At 71.3% G+C, this 23048-nt stretch carries 21 protein-coding genes; 13 read left to right on the top strand and 8 right to left on the bottom strand.

Going from position 1 to position 23048, the window contains the following annotated elements; all coding sequences use genetic code 11:
• Positions 1-176 precede the first annotated feature (176 nt).
• From ACH4S9_RS26175 to gndA, 3 genes are all read left to right on the top strand, one after another.
• Positions 177-815 (top strand): RraA family protein, encoded by a 639-nt coding sequence (locus ACH4S9_RS26175; protein ID WP_311721860.1) that lies wholly within the window; start codon positions 177-179, stop codon positions 813-815.
• Positions 812-1888, top strand: coding sequence for a D-2-hydroxyacid dehydrogenase (locus ACH4S9_RS26170; RefSeq protein WP_398374050.1), 1077 nt, complete (start codon positions 812-814; stop codon positions 1886-1888). Before ACH4S9_RS26175 ends, ACH4S9_RS26170 begins: the two co-directional genes overlap by 4 nt.
• A 99-nt stretch (positions 1889-1987) precedes the next feature.
• Positions 1988-3439 carry an NADP-dependent phosphogluconate dehydrogenase gene (gene gndA / locus ACH4S9_RS26165; protein ID WP_398374049.1) on the top strand — a complete coding sequence of 484 codons (1452 nt, stop codon included), beginning with the start codon at positions 1988-1990 and terminating at the stop codon, positions 3437-3439.
• A 46-nt stretch (positions 3440-3485) separates the two neighbouring features.
• Here the strand turns inward: gndA and ACH4S9_RS26160 are convergent, their stop codons facing one another.
• Both ACH4S9_RS26160 and ACH4S9_RS26155 read right to left on the bottom strand, forming a co-directional pair.
• Positions 3486-4145, bottom strand: a complete 660-nt coding sequence (locus tag ACH4S9_RS26160) for a DsbA family oxidoreductase (RefSeq protein WP_385344104.1) — start codon at positions 4143-4145, stop codon at positions 3486-3488.
• Positions 4142-4351, bottom strand: a complete 210-nt coding sequence (locus ACH4S9_RS26155) for a hypothetical protein (RefSeq protein ID WP_398374048.1) — start codon at positions 4349-4351, stop codon at positions 4142-4144. The genes ACH4S9_RS26160 and ACH4S9_RS26155 overlap by 4 nt, the downstream gene beginning before the upstream one ends.
• Positions 4352-4481: 130 nt before the next feature.
• Here ACH4S9_RS26155 and ACH4S9_RS26150 point away from each other — a divergent pair, with 130 nt between their 5' ends.
• From ACH4S9_RS26150 to ACH4S9_RS26130, 5 genes are all read left to right on the top strand, one after another.
• A complete protein-coding gene (locus ACH4S9_RS26150; protein WP_398374047.1) occupies positions 4482-5111 on the top strand; it encodes a TetR/AcrR family transcriptional regulator in 630 nt (209 codons plus the stop codon).
• Positions 5112-5746: 635 nt separating this feature from the next.
• Positions 5747-7381: a ribosomal protection-like ABC-F family protein gene (gene abc-f, locus ACH4S9_RS26145; protein WP_398374046.1), complete on the top strand. Its 1635-nt coding sequence runs from the start codon at positions 5747-5749 to the stop codon at positions 7379-7381.
• A gap of 79 nt (positions 7382-7460) precedes the next feature.
• Positions 7461-9074, top strand: a complete 1614-nt coding sequence (locus tag ACH4S9_RS26140; RefSeq protein WP_398374045.1) for an ABC-F family ATP-binding cassette domain-containing protein — start codon at positions 7461-7463, stop codon at positions 9072-9074.
• Between the two features lie 101 nt (positions 9075-9175).
• The gene (locus tag ACH4S9_RS26135) at positions 9176-9739 is read left to right on the top strand and encodes a CGNR zinc finger domain-containing protein (RefSeq protein ID WP_398374044.1); all 564 of its coding nucleotides are present in this window, start codon (positions 9176-9178) and stop codon (positions 9737-9739) included.
• A 143-nt stretch (positions 9740-9882) separates the two neighbouring features.
• Positions 9883-10470 carry a hypothetical protein gene (locus ACH4S9_RS26130; RefSeq protein ID WP_398374043.1) on the top strand — a complete coding sequence of 196 codons (588 nt, stop codon included), beginning with the start codon at positions 9883-9885 and terminating at the stop codon, positions 10468-10470.
• Between the two features lie 140 nt (positions 10471-10610).
• On the opposite strand, the gene ACH4S9_RS26125 is transcribed toward ACH4S9_RS26130, so the two are convergent.
• Together ACH4S9_RS26125 and ACH4S9_RS26120 are read right to left on the bottom strand one after the other, a co-directional pair.
• Positions 10611-10805 (bottom strand): hypothetical protein, encoded by a 195-nt coding sequence (locus tag ACH4S9_RS26125; RefSeq protein ID WP_385344121.1) that lies wholly within the window; start codon positions 10803-10805, stop codon positions 10611-10613.
• Between the two features lie 129 nt (positions 10806-10934).
• On the bottom strand, positions 10935-11123 hold the full coding sequence (locus tag ACH4S9_RS26120) for a hypothetical protein (RefSeq protein ID WP_398374042.1): 189 nt from the start codon (positions 11121-11123) through the stop codon (positions 10935-10937).
• A 537-nt stretch (positions 11124-11660) separates the two neighbouring features.
• On the opposite strand from ACH4S9_RS26120, the gene ACH4S9_RS26115 reads away from it, so the two are divergent.
• Genes ACH4S9_RS26115 through ACH4S9_RS26095 form a run of 5 tightly spaced genes read left to right on the top strand, consistent with a single transcriptional unit; the run spans position 11661 to position 16122 of the window.
• The gene (locus tag ACH4S9_RS26115) at positions 11661-12539 is read left to right on the top strand and encodes an alpha/beta fold hydrolase (protein ID WP_398374041.1); all 879 of its coding nucleotides are present in this window, start codon (positions 11661-11663) and stop codon (positions 12537-12539) included.
• The gene (locus tag ACH4S9_RS26110) at positions 12536-13123 is read left to right on the top strand and encodes a hypothetical protein (protein ID WP_398374040.1); all 588 of its coding nucleotides are present in this window, start codon (positions 12536-12538) and stop codon (positions 13121-13123) included. The genes ACH4S9_RS26115 and ACH4S9_RS26110 overlap by 4 nt, the downstream gene beginning before the upstream one ends.
• Positions 13123-14688: a hypothetical protein gene (locus tag ACH4S9_RS26105; RefSeq protein ID WP_398374039.1), complete on the top strand. Its 1566-nt coding sequence runs from the start codon at positions 13123-13125 to the stop codon at positions 14686-14688. The genes ACH4S9_RS26110 and ACH4S9_RS26105 overlap by 1 nt, the downstream gene beginning before the upstream one ends.
• A gap of 29 nt (positions 14689-14717) precedes the next feature.
• Positions 14718-15401 carry a DUF169 domain-containing protein gene (locus tag ACH4S9_RS26100; protein WP_398374038.1) on the top strand — a complete coding sequence of 228 codons (684 nt, stop codon included), beginning with the start codon at positions 14718-14720 and terminating at the stop codon, positions 15399-15401.
• A gap of 1 nt (position 15402) precedes the next feature.
• Positions 15403-16122 (top strand): hypothetical protein, encoded by a 720-nt coding sequence (locus ACH4S9_RS26095; RefSeq protein ID WP_398374037.1) that lies wholly within the window; start codon positions 15403-15405, stop codon positions 16120-16122.
• A 44-nt stretch (positions 16123-16166) separates the two neighbouring features.
• On the opposite strand, the gene ACH4S9_RS26090 is transcribed toward ACH4S9_RS26095, so the two are convergent.
• The 4 genes from ACH4S9_RS26090 to ACH4S9_RS26075 are packed head-to-tail and all read right to left on the bottom strand — an operon-like array spanning position 16167 to position 23041.
• Positions 16167-17354 (bottom strand): glycosyltransferase, encoded by a 1188-nt coding sequence (locus ACH4S9_RS26090; protein ID WP_398374036.1) that lies wholly within the window; start codon positions 17352-17354, stop codon positions 16167-16169.
• A complete protein-coding gene (locus ACH4S9_RS26085) occupies positions 17351-18184 on the bottom strand; it encodes an alpha/beta fold hydrolase (RefSeq protein ID WP_398374035.1) in 834 nt (277 codons plus the stop codon). Before ACH4S9_RS26085 ends, ACH4S9_RS26090 begins: the two co-directional genes overlap by 4 nt.
• 2 nt (positions 18185-18186) lie before the next feature.
• Positions 18187-18522: a phosphopantetheine-binding protein gene (locus tag ACH4S9_RS26080; protein ID WP_361182483.1), complete on the bottom strand. Its 336-nt coding sequence runs from the start codon at positions 18520-18522 to the stop codon at positions 18187-18189.
• Complete coding sequence (locus tag ACH4S9_RS26075; RefSeq protein WP_398374034.1) at positions 18512-23041, bottom strand: beta-ketoacyl synthase N-terminal-like domain-containing protein; 4530 nt, start codon at positions 23039-23041, stop codon at positions 18512-18514. The genes ACH4S9_RS26080 and ACH4S9_RS26075 overlap by 11 nt, the downstream gene beginning before the upstream one ends.
• Positions 23042-23048 lie beyond the last annotated feature (7 nt).

Raw genomic sequence — 23048 nt, 5'->3', positions numbered from 1 at the left:
GCCCGGCGCCCATCCCCCACGCCCCCGCCGCGACCTTGCCGCCACCCCTTGTGCCGCGCCCCGGATGGATGCACACTGACTCACGCAAAAACGCGAAAGTTTTCGCAGTTTCTGGACGGGGCGCGATGGACCCATGCCCCCGGCGCCGACACCCACACCACCCGAAGGAACCCGCGATGACCCAGGACAACGTGCGCGTGAACACCGCGTGGAAACGCGTCGACGAGCATGTGCTCGCGCGGTTCCGCACCCACTCCGTGGCCAACCTCGGCGACGCCCTCGACCGGCTGAACATCGTCGATGGAGGCATCGCCCCCATCTGGCACGGCGCCAAGGCCGTCGGCACAGCGCTCCCGGTCCTCACCGTCGCGGGCGACAACAAGGCCGTGATCGCGGCGCTCGAACACATCCGTCCCGGCGACTTCCTCGTCATCAACGCCTTCGGCTACGACGGCCGCGCCATCATCGGCGACAACCTCGCCCAGCGGTTCGCGGTGCACGGTGCGGTCGGCGCGGTCGTCGACGGATATGTCCGCGACGCCGCGATCATCGAACAGCTCCGCGTCCCGGTCTTCGCCCGTGGGCTGACTCCCGCCGGCCCCTTCAAGAACGGCCCGGGCACCATCGGAGAACCTGTCGCCATCGGTGGCGTCGTGGTGAACCCGGGCGACATCGTCGCCGCCGACGGGGACGGCGTCATCGTCATCCCGCCGCACCGCGCCGACGAAGCGCTGGGGGCCGTGGAGGAGATCGTCGCCCGCGAGGCCGCCCTCGACGCCGAGGTCGAGGCGCTGCGCACCAAGGCCTCGCGATGAGCGGCCGGGACGGCGCGGCGGGCCGACTCCGCGTCGCCGTCGCCGCCCCGCTGTCCGAGGAGAACCGCGCGCGCGTCCAGGAGCTGGAACCGCGCATCGACCTCGTCGTCGACGCCTCCCTCCTCCCGCCGATGCGCTGGCCCGCCGACTTCGCCGGCGACCCGGACTGGCAGCGCACCCCCCACCAGCAGCGCGCCTACGAGGCCGCGATCGACTCGGCCGACGCCCTCTACGGCATCCCCGACGTGAACCCGGCCGCCCTGGCGCGCGCCGTCCGGGCCAACCCGCGGCTGCGCTGGGTGCACACCATGGCCGCGGGCGGGGGCAGCCAGGTCAAGGCCGCCGGGCTGAACGCCGAAGAACTCCACCGGGTCCACTTCACCACCTCGGCCGGAGTGCACGGACGCCCACTCGCCGAGTTCGCCGTCTTCGGCGTGCTCGCGGGGGCCAAGGACCTGCCCCGCCTGCACCGCCAGCAGCGCGACCACGAATGGAGCGGCCGCTGGACGATGGGGCAGGTGAACCAGCAGACCGTTCTCGTCCTCGGGCTCGGCGGGATCGGCCGCGTCGTCGCCGCGGCACTCCACGCGCTGGGCGCGACGGTCATCGGCACCAGCAGAAGGGACGACTGTTTCCCCGGTGTACCCGGTGTCTCCGCCGTGGTGCACCCCGACCGCATCACCGAGGTGGCCCCCACCGTGGACGCCGTCGTGAACACGCTCCCCGGAACCGAGGCCACCGAACACCTCCTCGGCGAACGGTTCTTCAACGCCCTCCGGCCCGGCGCCTCCCTCGTCAACGTCGGCCGCGGCAGCGTCGTCGACGAGACCGCCCTGACCGACGCGCTCGACTCCGGCCGGGTCGGCTTCGCCGCGCTGGACGTCTTCGAGACGGAGCCGCTGCCGGCCGACAGCCCGCTGTGGGACCACGACCGCGTGCTGGTGAGCCCGCACACCGCCGCGCTCGACACGGCCGAGGACCGCCTCATCGCCGAGCTCTTCGCCGCCAACGCCACCCGGCTCCTCGACGGACAGGGCCTGATCAACCGCGTGAACACCGTCGAGTTCTACTGACCAGGACGACAGCCACGCACATACCCCCCACATCACCGCCGCCCCGGCCACAAGCGCCAGAATGACACCCGGCGCACCCACCGATCGAAAGAGGTCCAGATGAACACCAGCGCAACGGCCAATATCGGCGTCGTGGGGCTGGCGGTGATGGGATCGAACCTGGCGCGCAACCTCGCCTCCCGCGAAGGCAACACGGTCGCCGTCCACAACCGCACCTACGCCCGCACGAAGGAACTCGTCGCCGAGCACCCCGAGGCGGGATTCATCGCCAGTGAGTCGATCGACGACTTCGTCGCGTCGCTGGCGAGGCCGCGCACCGCGATCATCATGGTGCAGGCCGGGGCGGGCACGGACGCGGTCATCGACCAGCTCGCCGAGCGCTTCGAGCCCGGCGACATCATCGTCGACGGCGGCAACGCGAACTTCCCCGACACCATCACCCGCGAGAAGAGGCTGGCCCCCACCGGTATCCACTTCGTCGGTGTCGGCATCTCCGGTGGCGAGGAAGGCGCCCTCAACGGTCCCTCGATCATGCCGGGCGGGTCGGAGGAGTCCTACCGGACCCTCGGGCCGATTCTCGCGTCCATCGCCGCGGTCGCCGAGGGCGAGCCCTGCGTCACACACGTCGGCACCGACGGCGCCGGCCACTTCGTCAAGATGATCCACAACGGCATCGAGTACGCCGACATGCAGCTGATCGGCGAGGCGTACGACCTGCTGCGGACGGTCGGCGGCCTCCAGCCGCACGCCGTCGCCGACATCTTCGCCGAGTGGAACCAGGGGCCGCTCGAGTCCTATCTCATCGAGATCACCGCCGAGATCCTGCGCCAGGTGGACCCCGCCACCGGCAAGCCGTTCGTGGACGTCGTGCTGGACCAGGCGGGCTCCAAGGGCACCGGCGTGTGGACCGTGCAGAACGCCCTCGACCTCGGCGTCCCCGTGGGCGGCATCGCCGAGGCCGTGTTCGCCCGCGCCGTCTCCTCCAAGCCGGCGCAGCGTGCGGCGGTCCGGCGGCTGGCCGCCCGCCCGGAGATACAGCAGGTCGACGCCGCCGCCTTCGCAGAGGACCTCGCCAAGGCCCTCTACGCCTCGAAGGTCGTCGCCTACGCGCAGGGTTTCGACGCCATCATCGCCGGCGCGCAGAAGTACGGCTGGGACGTTCGCAAGGACCGGATCGCCAAGATCTGGCGCGGCGGCTGCATCATCCGTGCGCGTTTCCTCAACCGCATCGCCGAGGCGTACACCGAGAACCCGGACATCACCACGCTCCTCGAGGCCCCCTACTTCGCACGGGCCGTTGTCGAGGGGGAGGCCGCCTGGCGTCGCATCGTCGCCACCGCCGCCCTCTCCGGCGTACCGGTGCCGGGCTTCGGCTCCGCGCTCAGCTACTACGACTCGCTGGCCGCCGAGCGGCTCCCCGCCGCGCTCGTCCAGGGCCAGCGCGACTTCTTCGGCGCCCACACCTACCGACGGATCGACAAGGAGGGCACCTTCCACACGCTCTGGTCCGGCAACCGTACCGAGGTCGAGATCGAGGGCTCCGCCCACTGACCCGGAGAAAGCCGAAAGGTGGGCGATTCGTGGAGGCCGTCCCGGCTCAGCGGCTCGTCGGGGCGGTATCCGCGTGGGCGGTGCGCAGAGCGGAGAGGAAGGTGTCGACTGACTGAGCGCCGGAGACGCCGTAGGCGCGGTTGAGCACAAAGAACGGCACGCCCGTGGCGCCGTAGCGGCGCGCCTCCCGGACGTCGGCCTGCACCGCGTCGTCGTACGTGTCGCCGTCGAGCACCCGCCGGGTCTCGTCCTCGGGGACACCGACCTCGGCACCCAGCCGCACCAGCGTGTCCCGGTCGTCGACGACTTCGCCCTCGCACAGGTGGGCGCGCAGCAGCCGCTCGTGCATCCGGTCGCCCAGTCCGTGTGCCGCGGCCAGGTGGCTCAGGCGGTGGGCGTCGATCGTGTTGACCGACACGGCCCGCTCCAGGTCGTACGTCAGGCCCTCGGCGGCGGCGAGGTCGGTGACCTGCTGGACCATCGCCCTGACCTGTGCGATCGGCGCGCCCGTCTTCTGCGCCAGCGTCTCGAAGACCGGCCGGCGGTGGCCCTTGAGGTGGGCGGGGTCGAGCTGGAAGCTGTGCCAGTGGACCTCGACCTGGTCGGCGTGGTCGAACCGGTCGAGCGCCGACTCCAGGCGCCGCTTGCCGATGTAGCACCACGGGCAGACGACGTCCGACCAGACGTCGATACGCAGCGCGCTCACAGGGCACACACCCCGTCCGCGCAGACGGCGGCGTCGTCCGAACCGAGGAGCGTGAGAGCGGGTGCGGCTTCCTCCGCGCCCGGAGCGTCATCGGCCGTGGTGGCCGCTCCATCGGAGGCGGTCTCGGCGGGCTCTCCCGCCGTACCGTTTCGGAGAGAGAAATCAAGCATGAGGAGTCCCTTCGTCATGATGTCGATGACCTCCATGCGGAGCTATTCTGACCCGTGGGTCAACTTCGGCTCCGACCGTAACACGCAACTTGACCCCGGGGTCAATCTATGTGTGACGTGAGGGTGCGACCATGAAGGCCGCCCACCCGATGAGGAGGAACACCGGATGCGCGCCGACGCGCAACGCAACGCGGAGAAGCTGCGGACAGCGGCAGCCGAACTCTTCCGCGAACGCGGGCTCCAGGCCCCCCTGAAGGAGATCGCCCGCCGGGCCGGCGTGAGCCACGGCACCCTCTACAACCTCTTCGGCACCCGCGAGGCGCTCATCGACGAGGTGGTCGCCGACCTGGCCGCGGACCGTCTCGACGAGGCGGCCCAGCAGGCCCTGGCCCGTGACGACGCCTGGGACGGATTCACGTACTACATCGAGACGGTCTGCGAACTCCAGGTCACCGACCCCGCGATCAGCGACGTGGTCACCGGCCGCTATCCGGACGCCCAGCGCCTGATGGCCGTCTGCGAGCGTTCCCACGCCGCCGCCACGCGCATCATCGAGCGAGCCCAGCGGGCCGGCGCCCTGCGCCCCGACTTCACCCGCGAGGACCTGCTGTTCATCTTCGGCACCAACGCCCTGCTGTCCCGGGCTGCCAAGGACACGACCCCCGACGCCTGGCGCCGAGGCGTCGCCTTCATGCTCGACGGCCTGCGCGCCGAAGCCGCCCACCCGCTGCCCACCGCCCCGCTGACCGCACAGCAGCTCTACGCGGTGATGGGCAACCTCGCCGGCGCGCCGTAACGGGTCGAGTCGGCGAACGCCCCCGCACCGAAGGGTTGGTGACGGGGCGCCGCGCCGACAGGGGGCTCAGGTCGACCCGGCCGGCGGAGGTGCCCGACGCGGTGCGGGGGCGGTCCGGGGTGCCGCCGACGCGGTCGGGAGGCACACCGCCGCAGCCAGCGGCACGCCGGCCGCCAGGACCGTCAGAAGTCGTCTCATTGTTTCCCTCCAAGAAGCAGGTGTGCGCCTGGACTCGGCGACACGTGTGCACGTCACATGAGCAGGGCGGTGGACAGGTCGACGGGTTCACCGCGGACGACCTCCGCGCGCTTACCTCCGTGACCCATGTGTGCGACCCGAGGAAGCCTCTGCCGCGGGTTCGCTGAGGAACGGCCCAGACCTTATCACCGGTTAAACCGGTGACGAAATACCGAGCGGGGCGACGACGACGGCTGCTAGGCTCTCAGCGACGTAGACCGTGTATCGAGGAGTCACAGACGTGGTGGGTGAAGACGACATCTCCGGGTGAGACCCGGATCTGACGGCCACCGGACGCGCCCAGGAGCGCCGCCGATGTGGCCGGTTTGTCGTACCCATTTTTCCCACGCCTGCCCAGGGCAGAGCTGTCTGCCCGCAACACGCTCGAGGTCACCTCCATGTCCGACGCCGCCGTCGTCTGCTCGAACCTCTCCTTCGCCTGGCCCGACGACACCCCGGTCTTCCACGACCTGTCCTTCACCGTGAACACCGGCCGCACCGGCCTGGTCGCCCCCAACGGCTCCGGCAAGAGCACCCTGCTCAAGCTGATCGCCGGCGAACTCGAGCCCGCCACCGGCTCGGTGTCCGTCAGCGGCACCCTCGGCTACCTCCCGCAGAGCCTCCCCCTCACCGGCAACCTCACGGTCGCCGAGGTGCTCGGCGTCGCCGCGGTGATCCGCGCCCTGGACGCCGTCGAGTCCGGGGACGTGGGTGAGGAGCACTTCACCACCATCGGCGACGACTGGGACATCGAGGAGCGCACCCGCGCCCAACTCGACCGCCTCGGCCTGGCCGACCTCACCCTGGACCGCAGCCTGAGCACGCTCAGCGGCGGCCAGGTCGTCTCGCTGGGCCTCGCCGCCCAGCTGCTCAAGCGCCCCGATGTGCTGCTGCTCGACGAGCCGACCAACAACCTCGACCTGGAGGCCCGGCAGAAGCTCTACGACGTGCTGGCGGACTTCCCCGGCTGCCTGCTCCTGGTCAGCCACGACCGCGCGCTGCTCGACCGCATGGACCGTATCGCCGAGCTCGGCAGCGGCGAACTGCGCTTCTACGGCGGCAACTTCACCGAGTACGAGGAGGCCGTGCGCGCCGAGCAGGAGGTCGCCGAGAAGAACGTCCGCAACGCCGAGCAGGAGCTGAAGCGGGAGAAGCGGGAGATGCAGCAGGCCCGCGAACGGGCCGAGCGCCGCGCCTCCAACGCCGCGCGGAACCTCAAGAACGCCGGACTGCCGCGTATCTTCGCCGGCAACATGAAGCGCGGCGCGCAGGAGTCCGCGGGCCGGGCCGGCCAGATGCACGCGACCCGGGTCAGCGAGGCCAAGGCCCGGCTCGACGAGGCCGGACGCTCGTTGCGCGAGGAGCAGCGCATCACCCTGGATCTGCCCGACACCCAGGTGCCGGCCGGACGCAACCTCTTCCTCGGCGAGGGGATGCAGGTCCACCACGGCGACAGGGCCGTGTTCGCCGACGGCGGCGTCGACTTGACCGTCCGGGGCCCCGAGCGCATCGCGCTGACCGGGCCCAACGGAGCCGGCAAGACCACCCTGTTGCGTCTGATCACCGGCGACCTCGCGCCGGACAGCGGGGAGATCAAGCGCAACGACGGCCGCATCGCCTATCTCTCGCAGCGCCTGGACCTGCTGGACCTGGACCGCACCGTCGCGGAGAACTTCGCCGCGTTCGCCCCCGACCGGCCCGAGGCGGAGCGGATGAACCTGCTCGCCCGCTTCCTCTTCCGGGGCGCCCGGGCACACCTGCCGGCCGGGGTCCTCTCCGGCGGCGAACGGCTGCGCGCCACCCTGGCCTGTGTGCTGTGCGCCGAACCGGCCCCCCATCTGCTCCTGCTCGACGAGCCGACCAACAACCTCGACCTGGTCAGCGCGGGCCAGCTGGAGAGCGCGCTGAACTCCTACCAGGGCGCCTTCATGGTGGTCAGCCACGACGAGCGGTTCCTCGCCGAGATCGGGGTGAACCGCTGGGTGATGCTGTCCGACGGGGCGCTCAAGGAGACGGGAGCGCCCGCGGTGTGAGCCGCCGACGTGTGAAGTGGCCCGCGTCCGAGGCCCTGCGCCCGGCGGGCCGACCACCGATCACGTTGGACGGTTCCCTGTGCCCCAGCCCGCTCTGCTCGCCCACGACCTCGTCCGCACCCTGGGAGGCCGGCGCGTCCTCGACGGCGTCTCGCTGACCGCCTCCCCCGGCCACCGCATCGGCCTGATCGGGGAGAACGGCGTCGGCAAGTCCACCCTGCTGCGGGTGCTCGCCGGCGTGGACGAACCCGACACGGGACACGTCTCCCGCCCCGCCGAACTGGGTTTTCTGCACCAGGAGATGCCCTTCGACGCCCCCTCGACCATCGCCACGGTGCTCGATACGGCCCTCCGCGAGGCCCGCGAGGACCTCGCGGAGCTGGAACGGCTCGGCGCGGAACTCGCCCACGTCCCGCAGGACCATCCCGGCCACCAGGAACTCCTCGACGCCTACGGCAGGCGGCTGGAACAGGCCCAGGACCGGGAGTCCTGGGACGCCGACCGCCGCGCTGCCCTGGTGCTGGACGGCCTGGGCCTCGGCGCGCTCGGCCACGACCGCACGCTCGGCTCGCTGTCCGGCGGGCAGCGCGGCCGGCTGGCCCTGGCCGCGCTGCTCGTCCGGCGCCCGCAGGCGCTGCTGCTGGACGAGCCGACCAACCACCTCGACGACGGAGCCGCCGCCTTCCTGGAGGAGCAGTTGCGCGGCCTGCCCGGAGCCGTGGTCGTCGCCAGCCACGACCGGACGTTCCTCGACGCCGTCTGCACCGATCTGATCGACCTCGACCCGGCGGTGGACGGCCCGGTCCGCTACGGCGGCAACTACAGCGCCTACCTGTCCGAGAAACGCGCCGAGCGGGAGCGCTGGGAGCGGCGGTACGCCGAGGAGCAGCAGGAACTGGAGGAGCTGCGTCACGCTGCGGGCGTGACCGCGCTTCTGGTCGCACCGGACCGGGGGCGGCGCGACAACGAGAAGATGGGGTACGGCCACCGCGCGGGCCGGGTGCAGAACCAGATCTCCCGCCGGGTGCGCAACGCCACCCGGCGGCTGGCGGAGCTGGAGCACAACCGCGTCGCCGAGCCGCCGCGCCCGCTGCGGTTCGCGGCCGGGGAACTGGCCGCGCATGCGGAGGAGGGCCCGCGGCCCCTGGTGTCCCTGCGGGACGTACGGGTGCCGGGCCGGCTCGCGCTGGCCGGCCTGGAGGTGTCGGCGACCGACCGGCTGCTGGTCACGGGCGGCAACGGAGCGGGCAAGTCGACGCTGCTCCATGTGCTCGCCGGACGTCTCACCGCCGAGGGCGAGGTGCACAGGCGGCGCGGGCTGAGCGTGGGGCTGCTCGCCCAGGACACCGTGTTCGACCGGCCCGACCGCACGGTCCGGGACACCTACGAGCTGTCGCTGGGACCGGAGCGGGCCGGGAAGGTGCCACTTGCCTCCCTCGGTCTGCTGCACGAGGCGGACCTGGACAAACCGGTCGGGCAGCTGTCGGTCGGACAGCGCCGGCGGCTCGCGCTGGCCCTCCTGGTGGCCCGGCCGCCCCAGCTGCTGCTGCTCGACGAGCCCACCAACCACCTCTCCCCCCGGCTGTGCGACGAGCTGGAGGCGGCGCTGGGCACCGGCCCGGGTGCGGTCGTGGCCGCCAGCCACGACCGCTGGTTGCGCCGGCGGTGGCAGGGCCGTGAACTGCGGCTGTGACCGGGCCAGGGGGAGCGCACGATCACCCCCTCCCGGGTGATCACCACCCAGAACGGTGACAATCCTTGCGGTAGGGAGCAGTCACCCGTCAAGATGGTGATGTGAATCTTAACCATGTCTTCGTATGCGGGAACCCGGCCCTCGACTTCGCGACCACCCTCCGCGCCCGGCGCTCGACCCGGTTCGAGATGTTCGTGACGCCGGAGCGGCTCAACGCCTGGTACCTGGAGTCCGGACTCGTGGACACGATCACGCCCGGCAAGGAGGACGACGTCCGCGAGGCGACCACGGTGCGCGAGGCCGTCTACCGGCTCATCACCAACCGCCGTCTCGGTGAGGAGTTCGACCGGGAAGCGCTCGCCGTGGTCAACGGCGCCGCGCGCAAGACCCCCGTGACGCCGCAGCTCACCCCGACGGGCCGGCACACCGAGGCCACCCCCGAGCAGGCCCTGGCCACCGTCGCCCGGCAGGCGGTCGAACTGCTCAGCGGCCCGGACGTCCCGCTGCTGAAGGAGTGCGGCAACCCCGAGTGCACGCGCGTCTACATCGACCGCTCCCGGGGCATGCGGCGGCAGTGGTGCGGCATGGAGTCCTGCGGCAACAAGATCAAGGCTGCCGCCTACCGCGCCCGCAAGAAGACCGCGCCCGCGGTGACCGCCCACTGACCCCCTGCTCCAGGGGGCCACACGCACCGCTTCGGCCCCGAGTGAACATGCACGAAAGACCGTCCAGCGTTGACACTTGTCTACACGGGCCCTCGGCGTGGGTACCATGCGCAACGTCATCCACATCGAGGGAGTGAACGGTTGTGACCAGCCAATCAGCCGACACGCTCCGATCGCGGTACGTAGCACAAGCCGCTTCGGACCTGAAAGAGAACCGCCGGCGACAGCAGGAACTGGCGGAGAAAATCGCGATGTTGAAGCAGGAGGAAGCCCTCCTGGCGGACATCCTGAACCTCGCGCAGCGGTACGAGGATTTCGCGGACCCGTCGCGCCTGCCCGAACAGGCGCAGGACGAGCCCGTCGTCACGAAGGCGAAGCCAGCCCCCGCGGGAGCCGCGCCGCGGCGCCCGGCGCCGGCCAAGGCCGCTCCGGCGGCCAAGGCCGCTCCGGCGGGCAAGGCGGCGAAGGCCGGCGCACAGGGGAAGTCGCACCAGCCTCTGCTCGGCAACCTCCTGGCGGATCTGCTCGACAACCACAACGAGCCGCGCCTGGCGAAGGAGTTGCGCGAGGAGCTCCTGGAGAAGCACCCGGACCGCACTCCGACACCACAGGTGGTGCGGAACACCCTCGAGTCCCTCGTCGCCAAGGGACGCATCCAGCGTCTCAAGCAGCAGCGTTCCGTCATGTACACCCTCGTGAAGCCGACAGGTGGCGAGGAGACGGCCGACTGACCCTCCGTCAGAGGAAGCTCGAAACCGCCGGACCGCACCCCGACAGCACCACACTCCTCCCGCAGGCGGCCGTGCCCGGGGTCGGGGGCGGGACCCGCGGTCAGGGGTGACTCAGGCCGCGGCGCGGGCGTCGACGGTGCTTACAGCCCCAGATCGAGGGCCAGGCACGAGTAGTACTTCCAGGAGCCCGCGGGGTCATAGGAGGCATTGATCCCCCCACTCGGCACGGCCTCCACCTCTTCGGCCATGTCCTCGAAGCGGATGCGTTCGGGGAGCCTGCCGTAGCGCGCATGGCGTGCCGTCGCATCGGCGTCCATCGCGAGGTCCTTGTTCATGACCGTTCTCCATTTCGTCGACCACGGATCGCGTCCCGCTCGTCGCCTCGGACGACCTTTAGCGTGCACCCCCAGGCGTCACCAGTCAAGGCGGTGACGAGATGCGGGAGCACATGCGCGTGGCCGGTATCACATGTCGCCCGACGGGGTGATGGTCTTGTACTCGGTGTAGGTGCCGAGGCCGACCGCGCCATACCCAGCGGGCGCCGGCGTCGCCGGCATCGCCGCCGAGGCGGGCGTGGACCGGCGCACGACGACGCCGTGCGCCGACGTCGTGACACATATGTCGCCGGCGTCGTCGTCGACACCCTGCTGCACCGCCTTGGCGCGCCCTGATGCGCCTACGGCCAACGTCTCGCCGACCTTGGGGTGTTCGCACGGGGCCCGGCCGAAAAACGGCCCACCCTGTGCGAGGTGTTACTCGGTTCGGCGGCGGACTGCCGAGAGGAGGCGCCGCATGCCGACCACGTGCCCACCCGTCCCGATGACGAGCCGTCGGTAGAGGCCGCCGGCCAGACCGGGAAAGGCGGCTCGGCTTTCGGCACGGAGGCGCGATCGTCCCGGGTGATCTCGAGCGCGGAGGACGCCGGAACCCGCAGGACTCCGGCCGAGGTGGTCGCGCTCATATCCGCCGGGATCTTCTCCTACGCCATCCGCTCCGTCCCCGCCACCATGGCATTCGTCGAGTGCCTCCTCCGGGCTACGCTGGTAACAGGCGCCTCACGAAGGCAAGGGCCTGCCCGCCCAGGGAGAGGCCATAGGAGACCCGAGTCCGGATACAGGTGCGACACGGCAACGGCGTGCGGGGCGAGGCAGGATCTACCAAGCGACCCGAAAGGGAAGAGATGATCGATCATGTCGACGAGCGACATCGCCCTGACCGCCCGAAACCAGTTCGTTGAGGCACCTAACGGGGTGAAATACGCCTACCGGCGGTTCGGCACTCCCTCCCCCGGCGTGCTCCCGCTGGTGATGTTTCAGCACTTCCGCGGCAACCTCGACAACTGGGATCCGCTGCTGCTCGGCGCCCTCGCGTCCGGCCGTGAGGTCATCCCGGTCGACAACGCCGGGGTCGGTCTGTCGTCCGGGACGGTGCCGCACACCATCACCAGGATGGCCCGCGACGCCATCGCCTTCATCGACGCGCTCGGGCTGACACGGATCGACCTGCTCGGGTTCTCCATCGGCGGCATGGTCGCCCAGGAACTGACCCTGATCCGCCCCCAGTTGGTGCGCCGGCTCGTGCTGGCCGGCACCGGGCCGCAAAGCGGCCAGCTGATGCACGGCTGGATCAACGACGTCCAATACCTCGCCAACGTCGCGGACAATCATCCCGAGGACCTGCTGTCCTTGTTCTTCGAAGTCACCCCGACCAGCCAGCAGAAGGGCCGGGAGTTCCTGGAGCGGCGCGCCTCCCGCACGTCAGACCACGACAAGCCCGCCGGTTTGCAGGCCCGCGACGCCCAGATGGACGCCATCACCCAGTGGGGCATCCCCGCACCGTCCCGGCTGCACCGGCTGGCCGGGATCACCCAGCCGGTCCTGATCGCCAACGGCGACAACGACATCATGATCCCGACGGGAAACTCCTGGCTGCTGGCACAGCATCTGCCCAACGCACGGGTCCGGATCTACCCCGACTCCGGCCACGGCTTCCTCTTCCAGTGGCCCGAGGAGTTCGCCAAGCTGGTACACAGCTTCCTGTCCGGGGCCGGCGAGGAAAAGGCCCCGTGATGGACACGACCGACCGGCTACGGGTGACCGCGCTCCGGGCGCTGCTGTGGTGGCTCGGGCATGGACTGGTGCTGGCGTCGCGGTTCAGCGCACCAGTCCGGTCGCAGATCACACGCAGTCTCACGGTCGAGATGTCCGCCGACGACGGCCCCTCGCGGCACTGGGTTTTCGACAGCCAGCGGCGCCGCGTGTCCAGCTCGGCCGGAAGGTCCAGGGCACCCGACTTCGCGGTCCGCTTCGCCGGCAGCGGTCAGGCGCTTCGTCATCTGACATCACCGGATGGGATCGACCGCATCATGCGCGGCCGGATTCACGGGACCGTCCGGGTCGAGGGCAACCATCTGATCCTCTTCTGGTTCCGCGGCCTGATGCGGCAGTTGGTGCCCATCGGCGGGGCGGGTCCTCCCCGGCAGGCTCTGCCGGGCGCGTACGTGGCACACGATCCGGCCTCGAACGGCGTCGAGCAGATCACGATCGAGCCGGCTGTACGGCAGTTGGATCCACGCTGGACCGATGCCTGGAACGCGCGGGCCAAACTGTGGATCGTGCGGGGGGCGAACGGCGAACCGTTGCGGGAGCCGTGATGAGCCCGCGCGCCGAGACCTCCGAGGAGGGAGCGCCGATGGTTGCGCTGAACGACCGTGCGCTCGGCTGGCTGCGGTTCATGTGGGACAAGGCGACAACCCCGGACGACTGGAGCGACCAGGGCGAACCGCATCCGTGGTGGGATCGCTACACCGCGCCGCCCATGTGCGCCTTCCCCCGATTCGACCTGCACTACATGGCGTACGCCCTTCCGGTCATGCTCGAAGCGACGCCGGCGTGGCGGGAGGTCTACACCCGGATCGCCGACGAACTCATCCGCCGCTATGTCTCGTTCTGGGGCGCGGTCGACTGGTGCACACTGATCGGCCCTGATCCCGGTGTGGACCGCTACCCGCCCGAGTGGCTGACCTTCATCCCGGAACCGCTTCGCGGCCGCTACCCACCACCAGGATGGACGGGAAACGGGGTCGAGCCATGGGGGCTCCAGCCGGACCCGGTGGGCGCCGACGGCAATGTGTTCTACCGGGGCTGGCTGAACCTGCTCCTCGGGATACGCCGCTACGTCTCGGGAGAGGCCGGCGAGCGCGAACCCCTCCACATCACCGGGTACCAGAACCGCCAGTTCACCTGGACCCACGCACGGATCGCGGAGCTCATCTCCGCCCAGTTCCGTACTCGCCCACAGGGCCCGCACTGCGAGAACACCAAGATCTGGCCGTTCTGCGTCAGCGCCGCCGGGCTCGGGCTGAAACTCTACGACTCGCTGCTCCGAACCACCCTGCACGAGCCGTTCCCGCACTGGGTCGACTACGTCCGCCGGCACTACATGAGCCTGACCCGCACCGGCGAGCTGCGCACCTTCGCGCTCTACTACGACCCGATGGAACAACGCCTCCACACGCTGCCCGGGCCCTCGGTGGCCCACGGGGTGTTCCCCTGCCTGCTGTATCTGTACCCGCAGGACCGCGAGTTCGCCCTGTGGACCTACGAGCTGGCGATGCGGCGACTCGGCTGGAACAACCCGGATCTGCCGCTGAGCAAGCTCCACCCCGACCCCAACCACCTCAGCACGGCCCTGTGGATGGCACATGAGGTGGAGGACACCGCCACCGAAGACCGCATCCGGGATTTCGTCGAGCGTGAATACCAGCCCCGGTTCTTCGGCGAGGAGAACGACCGATTCGCGTTCTGGTTCGGCTACGACTCCACCTGGCCCCGCGGGCAGGTCAACGCCACCCTGATGCTCGCCGAGAGCGGCAGCCCGGGAGCGTGGTGGCGGATCTTCAACGAACCCCGGCTCGCGTCGGCATCGGAACCGGAGCTCCGCGGCGTCGACTACCCCGACATCGGCATCCGCCACGCCCGGAACGACATGGCCCACCACGTCCTCAGCATCGAGACCACGGCCGCCGCGCCCTCGCGGCGAGGACATCCCACCAGCTTCACGATCGACCGGCTCCCCAGCCCCGCCGAGGCGTCGGTCACCGTCGACGGCCAGGACTCGGCCGGCTGGGACGTCACTGACGGCAACTCCATACGAATCCACCTGGACATCGGCGACCACCAGATCCGCGTCGCCTTCCCGGGCGGCGGCTCCCGGTAAAGCGGTTCCGTGACATATAGGGTGCCGCCATGACGCCCGCGTCCGCTTTCGCAACGCCGCTCATCGAACTTCTCGGCCTGGCACACCCACCCGTCGCGATCACCTTCAGCACGGAACCCGCCACCTCCAGCGGCGAGAGGCTCCCAGCCCAGCCGGCAGGCTGCTGCTTCTGGGAACCCGCCCAGCGCCGCCCCCTCGACACGCGCGCCGCGGACCACGCCAACTGTAGTACCGGAAGCTACACGCACGGCCTGACCGACCTGGCCGCTGCCGCCTCCGGGTCCGACACCGCCGCCCTGGTCAGCAGTGGTTGGATCACGCCGGCGGACCTCACCTTCGTCGCACACCTGCCGATCCGGCCAACGACGATCCGCTACGAACCGCTCACTGTCGCGACCAGCCCGGACGTCGTGCTCGTCCGGCTGTCGCCGTCCTCGCTCATGACCCTCCAGGGCGCATGCCCGGACCTGCGGCTCGCCACCAGGCCACAATGCCAGATCATTCCGCTGGCCCACAGCGGCCAGGTCGCGGTCAGCCCGGGATGCGCCATCAGCCGGGCCCGCACCGGGCTGCCGGCCGAGGAGATGACCTGTGCGCTGCCCGTCGGAAACCTTCCCGCGGTCATCGACCGCCTGCGGCAGGCCGTAGCCGCCGACCAGGCGGCCGTCGACTATGCCACCACCGACCTCCGGCGCTTCGACCCACTGGACTGACATGCGTGAGCTGCTCGCCAACGCCATCGATGCCCATGGCGGGATCGAACGCTGGCAGGAGCTGGCCGAGGCGCGAGCCACGATTGTCAGCGGCGGCCTTCTGTTCGACGTAAAGGGCCTGCCGCAGGATCCCGCGCCTCGCGAGATGACCGTCCGACTGCACGAGGAACACGCCTCGGTGCGGCCCTTCGGCTCTCCCGATCAGAGGACGGACTTCACGCCGGGGCGCGTGAGCATCGAAAAGCTCGACGGGCGAGTGGTGACCGAACGAGACGACCCACGGAGATCGTTCCTCGGGCACACACTGGAATCCCCCTGGGACCCGCTGGACCGCGCCTACTTCAACGGCTATGCGTTGTGGACCTACCTCACCACACCCTTCCTGCTGGCGATGCCCGGCTTCTCGGTCACCGAGATCGAGTCGTGGCGCGAAGGAGACGAGGTCTGGCGCGGACTGCGGGCCGCCTTCCCGAGCTATATCGCCAGCCACAGCACCCAACAGGACTTCTACTTCGGCCCCGACCACCGGCTGCGGCGCCACGACTACCACGTCGACGTGGCCGGCGGATTCGCCACCGCGCAGTATGTCTACGACTGCGTAGAAGCGGACGGCATCGTACTGCCGACCAAACGCCGGGCATACCGCCGCGACACCCACGGCCGCCCCATCATGACGCAGCTCATGGTCTCGATCGACCTCAGCGAGGTCACCTTCAGCTGAGAAGGGTCCTTCACGTAGCAACCAACCTTGTCTCGCTTGGCACACTATTTATTCCGACGAAGCGTCAGAAGTGCTTCGAGGCGGTCGGCCGCGGCCGCGCTTCCGCCTGCCGTCCGGAACGAGCGGCTTACCGCCCGCGCCGCCGCGCGGTGCCCCGACGCCTCGTCCAGGACCGTGTCGACGGCGTCGGCGATCCGCCGCGGGTCGGCGCGGCCGAAGCGCAGCCTGACGCCCGCGCCCGCGTCGGTGACCTGGCTCGCGACGATGGGCTGGTCGTCCCTGATGGGTGCGACCACCAGCGGGACGCCGTGCCACAGGGCCTCGCAGACGGTGTTGTGCCCGGCATGACAGACGACGGCGTCGACGCGGGCGAGCAGCGGCAGTTGGGGTATGTGCGGGCGCAGCAGGATGTTCTCGCCCGTTCTGGTCACGCTGCCCGCGGGGTCGACGACGACGGCGCGTACCCCGGCCATGCCGGACAACGCCTGGACCGCGGCGTTCAGGAACGGCGCGCTCGCGTCCGCGTTCGCGGTGCCGAGGCTGACCAGGACGGTGCGCTCCGCTCCCGCCAGCCACTGCCAGGGAAAGTCCGCGGACGGCGGGCGGTCGGTGACGGACGGGCCGACCAGCCAGACGTGTTCGGGCAGTTCGACCGGGCCCAGGAGCGCGCGTGTGGTGTAGGCGAGCACGCCGTGCGGGGACATCCTCGGGTCGGCCGTGCCCCTGCCGTCCGCGATCCGGCCGCGCAGCGCCTCCAGCAGCCCGTCCAGCCAGGCCGCCACCTTGGGCATCCCCGCGAGCGGGTCGAGCAGCTCGGCCGAGGTGGTCGCGGAGGTCACCCAGGTCAGGCCGAGCGACTCGGCGACCATGCCGCCGGCGACGGTCTGCTGGTCGGCGATCACGAGGTCCGGGCCGAACTCCTCGATGGCCTCCCGTATCGGGGGAGCCATGTGGTCCGCCAGCGGGATCAGGAAGCTCTCCCACAGGAACCGGAAGGCCGCGGGTCCCTTCAGTTCGGCGGTCCGGTCGGCGATCTTGGCGGCGCGGTCCGGCACCAGGTGGGGCCGCACACAGGGGTACACCTGCGCCTCGGGTCCGGCCAGGCGGCGCACCAGGTCGGCCGGGCCCGCCCAGGCGATGTCGTGGCCCCGCGCGGCGAGCGCGGCGGCCGTGCCGACCGCCGGGTTGATGTGGCCGACCAGGGGCGGCACGACGAACAGGAACCGGCTCATCGAACCCCCTTCGCGGGTGTGTGGATGTCGTCGTGGATGTCGTCGTGGATGTCGTCTTCCAACCATTCCAGCAGCAGTTCGGCCGTCTCCCTGGTCCGCTCCACGAGCACCGAGTGCCCCTGATCGGGCAGGACGACACTGCGGCAGTGGCCGAGGGTGGCGGCCAAGTGGTCGGCCTGAGCGGCGAGTTCGGAGTCGGCTCCGAAGACGGCGAAGACGGGGCAGCGGATGTCGGCGAGCCCGTCGTCCAGGACCCGGCTGCGCGGAATGTCCTCGCTCAGTGTGGTGGCGTCCAGGATGTCCCCGGCGAGTTGGAACGGGCGCGCGTTGCGCTCGGGGTCCTCGGCGAGCCAGGTGCGCACCTCCTTGACCACCAGACCGCCTTCTTCGCCGGTCAGGCCCTCGGCCATCTTCTCGGCCCACGACTTCACCGGCGGCTCGGACTCGATCGCGATGACGGACCGGACGCGATCGGGACGGGCGGCGGCCAGCCCGTAGGCGATGGCCCCGCCGAAGGAGTTGCCCACGACGTGGGCCGGGCGGTCCTCCCCGAGGGCGTCGAGGAGCCCGTCGAGGTCCGCCACGAAGTCCTCGAGGCGGTAGCCCGTGGCGGGGCGGCCGGTCCGCCCGTGCCCCCGCAGGTCGTACATGAGGACGTCCATCCCCCGCTCGGCGAAGGCGGGGCCGAGGGAGAAGTAGTAGCTCGCCAGGCTGTCGATGAGCAGGCCGTGGACGAGCACCACCAGGGGCGGCGGCCCGTCGGCCGGCGGCCCGGCCGCGGACATGCGCTGCACGTGGACGTCCAGTTCACCGACGCGGATCTTCGCCATCCTCAGACCGCCTCGGCCGCGGGCTCGGCGGGTAGGGACGCCACGACGTGGCGCACCAGGTCGCCGACGGTCAGCGCGATGAGCTCCTCGAGGCCGCGGTCCGCGATGAAGGCGGCGAAGTTGACGGTGTCGCCGTAGTGTTCGCGCAGTGACGCGGTGAGCGTGACCAGGTCGATGCTCTCCAGTTGGAGGTCGTCGTGGAACAGGGTGTCCATGGTGATCTCGGCGTCGTCGAGCCCGTACTCGCCGAGGACCTCGCGCAGCATGCCCGTCACCTCGTGCAGCACGGTCTGCTCGGCCGGAGTGGGGCGTCCGGCTCCGTGGGCTTCAGCGGTCATCTTCGCTCTCCTCCTCGTGGGCGGCCGTCCAGCCCACGACGTAGTTCCTGGGGGGCAGCCCGGGCGGGTTGCCGACCGTTCTGTGCTGGACGTGGTACGTGCCACCGCCGGTGCGGACGGTGAGGGTCGTATCGGTGGCGGCGGTGATCTCAAGGCTCTCGGGGCCGCGGGCCCTGGCAACGGCTTGCCCGGCGACCCGGAAGCGGGTGAGCCACAGGGCCTCGGGTTCACCGGTGTCGCGGACAAGGGAGACGAGCAGGTCCCGCTCCCGGGTGCCGAGTGCGGCCTCGAAGGTCCCGTCCGGGCGCCCGGTGACCTCCTCGATGTCGATGCCGCAGGGGCCCGTCCTGGCGATCGCGACCGCGGCCTCCGCCCGGTGCGCGCAGGAGACGTGCAGGTCGGGGAGGGTGCGGCCGTAGGCGCCCGTGACGTAGGGGCGTCCGGCGGGGTCGTTCGCGACCCGCACTTCGGCGGGGAAGATCCGGCCGCTCCCGGCGTCCCACATCCGCCGCCGGACCGCGTCCTTGACCGCGATCCGGCCGAGCAGCCACTGGCGCCGGCCCCGGGGAGCGTATGTCTCGTAGGCGGTACGTTCCTCGCCGGCCAGCATGTTCCGCATGATCAGTTCGCGGGTGGCCAGGTCGGGCCACCGCTCGTGGACCAGGACCCAGCCGCCGTCCTGGGGCTCGGAGAGGGTGTGGCGCTCCGGTGCGCGGTCCACCCGGCGGACCTGCGGATCACTGTCGAAACGGCGGTCGCGCCAGCCGCTGAACTCCGCCCAGACGCGGCCCCGATGAACCAGCTGCATATCGGCTTCGAGCGTGGTCTCGGTGACGGAGACGATGCGGATCAGACAGTCCAGCCGATCGCCCGGCGCGGGGTGCGGGCCGTGGAAACGGATCTCCCGCATGCCGACGGGGAAGACGGTCGTGCGCGTGGGCCGCTCCGACATGATCCAATAGCCGAGCAGCTGGCCCACGTTGTCCAGCAGCGCTCCGGGGGCGGGCGGGGTGGTGAGGACTCCCCGCACATGCGCGTCGCCGATCGCGATCAGTTCGGTCACGCCCTGGAAGCTCGGGCCGTGGAACATCCAGCGCCGGGTGTACAGCTCGCGGGCGGTCAGATCGCAGGGGCGCTCCTGGTCCGGCGGGAAGGTCCACGGGCCGGGCGGATGCCGGTCGTGGCCGCGTGCGAGCTCGACGGTGGCGCGGGCGTACGGGCCGAGGGTGGCCGTCACCCGGGCCGTGCCCGCGGGATGCGAAGGCGCGGAACGCGGGGGCGCGGGGGTGACGTGGACGGGGATGTCGACCGTGGGGACGGCGGTGATCCACTGGTTGAGCCGGACGTCGTGGACGGCCACCGCACGCAGGCCGGGGGCGGCCCGTTCGGCGAAGCCCATGAGGTGTCCGATGACCGTGGTGCCGGGTACGACCGGCCAGCGGTCGGCCGTGTCGGCCTGCGGCGGCTGTTTGAAGAAGCAATGGTCGAGCAGGTACGGCATGGTGTCGACGGAGATCCGCAGCGAGGTGTGCAGCTCACCGGGCGGCGGCGTGGCGGGCGGGGCCTGACGTGCGTACGCGGTGGCCCGGGGCGCGGTGGGTGCGGCGACCGCCCGGAGGGTGTCGCGGCGTCCCGCGCCGAGGACGTCCGCCGCGAGCGCCGCGGTGTCGTCGAGCAGCGCCACGAACTCGGCGGCCAGCGGGTCCCGGTCGCCAAGGACATCGAGGGCATCGTGGGCCGAGGGCCGCGCGCTGCCGGCCGCCCGGCGCGGCGGGGTCAGGGCCGCGCCGACCGCGGTGCGGGTGGGTTCGTCGAGGGAGATCAGCGCGCCGCCCAGGTCGAGCCGGACCGGGCGGTGCGCGGCCTTGCGCGCCGGGGTGGCCGTCGGGTGGAGCAGGGTCTGGTCCGCCCTGGCTCCGTCGGCCCAGAGCGCGGTGGCCACGCGGCGCAGTTGGGGAAGGCCGGAGCGGTGCGCGGAGTGGGCGGGAACCACGAGGTGATCGCGGCCCCGCAGGGTGTCCGCGATGAGTGATCCGAGTTGGCCGGCGCCGAGTTGGACGAAGGCGCGGAAGCCCGCCGCGTACATGGCCTCGATCAGCTGCCGGAAGCGGACCGGTTCCAGGAGGTGGCGAATGAACAGGTCGTGTATCGCCTCCGGTCGCGAGGGGTATTCGCCGCACGTGGTCGCGGACCAGACCGGCAGCTTCGCGGGGTGCAGCGTGTAGGCCTCCGCCGCCTTGCGTATCGGGCCCAGAGCGGGCCGGAGCATGGGGGTGTGAAAGCCCGAGCGGAACGGCAGGATCTGCGAGATCACGCCCTGCCCGCGGAAGCGGGCGACGAACTCCTCGACCCCTTCCGACGGGCCGCAGATCATGGACTGGTTGGGGGCGTTGTCGTGCGAGAGCACGACCCGCGCCTGTCCGCGGAGAGCTTCCACGACGCGGTCGGCGGGTGCGCCGATCACCGCGAAGGCCAGGCCCGGCACGCGCAGCGCGTCGGGGTCGAACGAGGCGAGGAAGGCATCGACCTCGTCCTCGGCGTGGATCCCGGCGGCGGCCATGGCGGTCCACTCGCCGAGGCTGTGTCCGGCGAGCGCGTCGGGCACGACACTCATCCGCTCCAGCGCGGCGTGCAGGAGGCGGCCGAGCTGGAAGACACCGGTGCCCTGGCGGCCGACATCGCCGACCGTGACATCGGTGCCGGACAGCGACCACGGCAGGTCGAAGTGTCGTGCGACGTCGTCGCAGTTGGGCTCGAAGTCGGCTTCGAGGCCGGGGAAGACGAAGGCGAGTCGGCCGCCGGCGTCGCCCAGCAGTGGCTCGGGGACGAACCACACGTCGTTCCTGCCGCGCCACGGTCTGCCCCGGTCGACCGCCTTACGGGCGAGCGCGAGCCGCCCCGCGGTCGGATCCACCACGCCGAGCCGGACGGGGCCGACGGGCTCGGGTCCGGTCCCGTCGGCCGCGGTGGCGTGGAGGGTGGCGTCGTCGCGGTCCAGCAGCCGGGCCAGTTCGGCGGGGGTCGCCGCGGCCAGCCGCAGTACCCGCTCGGGCTCGCGCAGCACGGCCGCGGGGCCGAGCGGGCCGGTGGGGCCGGTGGGGCCGATGGGGGCGGTGCGGGGCTGTTCCAGGACGACATGGGCGTTGATGCCGCCGAATCCGAAGGCGTTGACCGCGGCACGGCGCACGGGGCCGTGGACCTCGGGCTCCCAGGGAACGGCGGCGTCCACGGTGGTGAAGCGGGTGCGGGCGAGCGCCGGGTGCGGGTCGTCGCAGTGCAGGGTCGGCGGGAGGACGCCGTGGTGCACGGCGAGCGCCGCCTTGATGAGCCCGGCGATCCCGGCGGCCGGCATGGTGTGGCCGATCATCGACTTGACCGAGCCGATCACGCCACGGGGCGCGTCGCCCGGGGGGCCGAAGACCGCCGCGACGGTCTCCAGTTCCGCGCTGTCCCCCGCCGGGGTGGCGGTGCCGTGGGCCTCGAGCAGCCCCACGGCTCCGGGCTCGGCGGGATCCCGGCCGGCCCGGCGCCATGCCTGACGGATCGCCTCGGCCTGCCCCGCGGAGTCCGGGCTGAGCAGGCCGCCGGTGCGGCCGTCTCCCGCGACCCCGGTGCCGGTGATCACGGCGTAGATCCGGTCGCCGTCGCGCTCGGCGTCGACGAGCCGCTTGAGCACCACCACGCCGGTGCCCTCGCCGATGAGCACTCCGTCGGCGTGCCGGTGGAACGGGCGGATGCGCTGGCTCCGGGACAGGGCTCCGAGTTGGGAGAACACGCTCCACAACGTGATGTCGTGGCAGTGGTGGACTCCCCCGGCCAGGACGACATCGCAGCGGCCGGTCTCCAGCTCACGGGCCGCGTGGTCGACCGCGATGAGTGATGAGGCGCATGCGGCGTCCACCGTGTAGGCCGGACCGCGCAGATCCAGGCGGTTGGCGAGCCGGGAGGCGGCCAGGTTGGGCACCAGGCCGATGGCCGACTCCGGGGCCTCGGGCCCGAGTTGTTCGGTGAAGGCGCGGCGCACTTCCTCGAGTCGCCGCTCCCCGAGGTCCGGCAGGAGTTCTCGCAGTGTGTGCACGAGCTGGCCCGCGGTGCGCACCCGCTGGTCGAGGCGGACCAGGCCGGGCGTGAGGTAGCCGCCGCGGCCGAGGATCACCCCGGCGCGGCGCCGGTCGGTGAAGAGCCCGTCGGCGCCGCCGGCGTCCTGGACCGCCTGGGACGCCACCCGCAGCGCGAGCAACTGGTCGGGCTCGGTGGCCCGTACGGACGCGGGCATGATGCCGAAGGCGCTGACGTCGACGTCGGCGAGCTCGTCGATGAACCCTCCGCGCCGGCAGTAGACGCGGTCGGCACGGCGTTCGGCGTACGGGGCGTAGTACGCGGCGTCCCAGCGGCCCGCGGGGACGTCGGTGATGGCGTCCGTCCCCTGGACGAGGTTGTGCCAGTAGGTGTCGAGGTCGGGCGCGCCGGGGAAGAGCGCCGACATGCCGACGACGGCGATCGGGCGGGGTTCGTCCATCGCCGCC

Source organism: Streptomyces sp. NPDC021225 (assembly GCF_044332865.1).
GTDB lineage: Bacteria > Actinomycetota > Actinomycetes > Streptomycetales > Streptomycetaceae > Streptomyces.
The sequence above is the reverse complement of the archived record's forward strand: the minus strand, read 5'-3'. Positions and strand labels throughout refer to the sequence as shown.

Bases quoted from the DNA above. Each gene is read 5' to 3' on its own strand.
- ACH4S9_RS26175 (WP_311721860.1), top strand. From the start codon at position 177: ATGACCCAGGACAACGTGCGCGTGAACACCGCGTGGAAACGCGTCGAC.
- ACH4S9_RS26170 (WP_398374050.1), top strand. From the start codon at position 812: ATGAGCGGCCGGGACGGCGCGGCGGGCCGACTCCGCGTCGCCGTCGCC.
- gndA (WP_398374049.1), top strand. From the start codon at position 1,988: ATGAACACCAGCGCAACGGCCAATATCGGCGTCGTGGGGCTGGCGGTG.
- ACH4S9_RS26155 (WP_398374048.1), bottom strand. From the start codon at position 4,351: ATGGAGGTCATCGACATCATGACGAAGGGACTCCTCATGCTTGATTTC.
- ACH4S9_RS26150 (WP_398374047.1), top strand. From the start codon at position 4,482: ATGCGCGCCGACGCGCAACGCAACGCGGAGAAGCTGCGGACAGCGGCA.
- abc-f (WP_398374046.1), top strand. From the start codon at position 5,747: ATGTCCGACGCCGCCGTCGTCTGCTCGAACCTCTCCTTCGCCTGGCCC.
- ACH4S9_RS26125 (WP_385344121.1), bottom strand. From the start codon at position 10,805: ATGAACAAGGACCTCGCGATGGACGCCGATGCGACGGCACGCCATGCG.
- ACH4S9_RS26115 (WP_398374041.1), top strand. From the start codon at position 11,661: ATGTCGACGAGCGACATCGCCCTGACCGCCCGAAACCAGTTCGTTGAG.
- ACH4S9_RS26105 (WP_398374039.1), top strand. From the start codon at position 13,123: ATGAGCCCGCGCGCCGAGACCTCCGAGGAGGGAGCGCCGATGGTTGCG.
- ACH4S9_RS26100 (WP_398374038.1), top strand. From the start codon at position 14,718: ATGACGCCCGCGTCCGCTTTCGCAACGCCGCTCATCGAACTTCTCGGC.
- ACH4S9_RS26095 (WP_398374037.1), top strand. From the start codon at position 15,403: ATGCGTGAGCTGCTCGCCAACGCCATCGATGCCCATGGCGGGATCGAA.
- ACH4S9_RS26090 (WP_398374036.1), bottom strand. From the start codon at position 17,354: ATGAGCCGGTTCCTGTTCGTCGTGCCGCCCCTGGTCGGCCACATCAAC.
- ACH4S9_RS26085 (WP_398374035.1), bottom strand. From the start codon at position 18,184: ATGGCGAAGATCCGCGTCGGTGAACTGGACGTCCACGTGCAGCGCATG.
- ACH4S9_RS26080 (WP_361182483.1), bottom strand. From the start codon at position 18,522: ATGACCGCTGAAGCCCACGGAGCCGGACGCCCCACTCCGGCCGAGCAG.
- ACH4S9_RS26075 (WP_398374034.1), bottom strand. From the start codon at position 23,041: ATGGACGAACCCCGCCCGATCGCCGTCGTCGGCATGTCGGCGCTCTTC.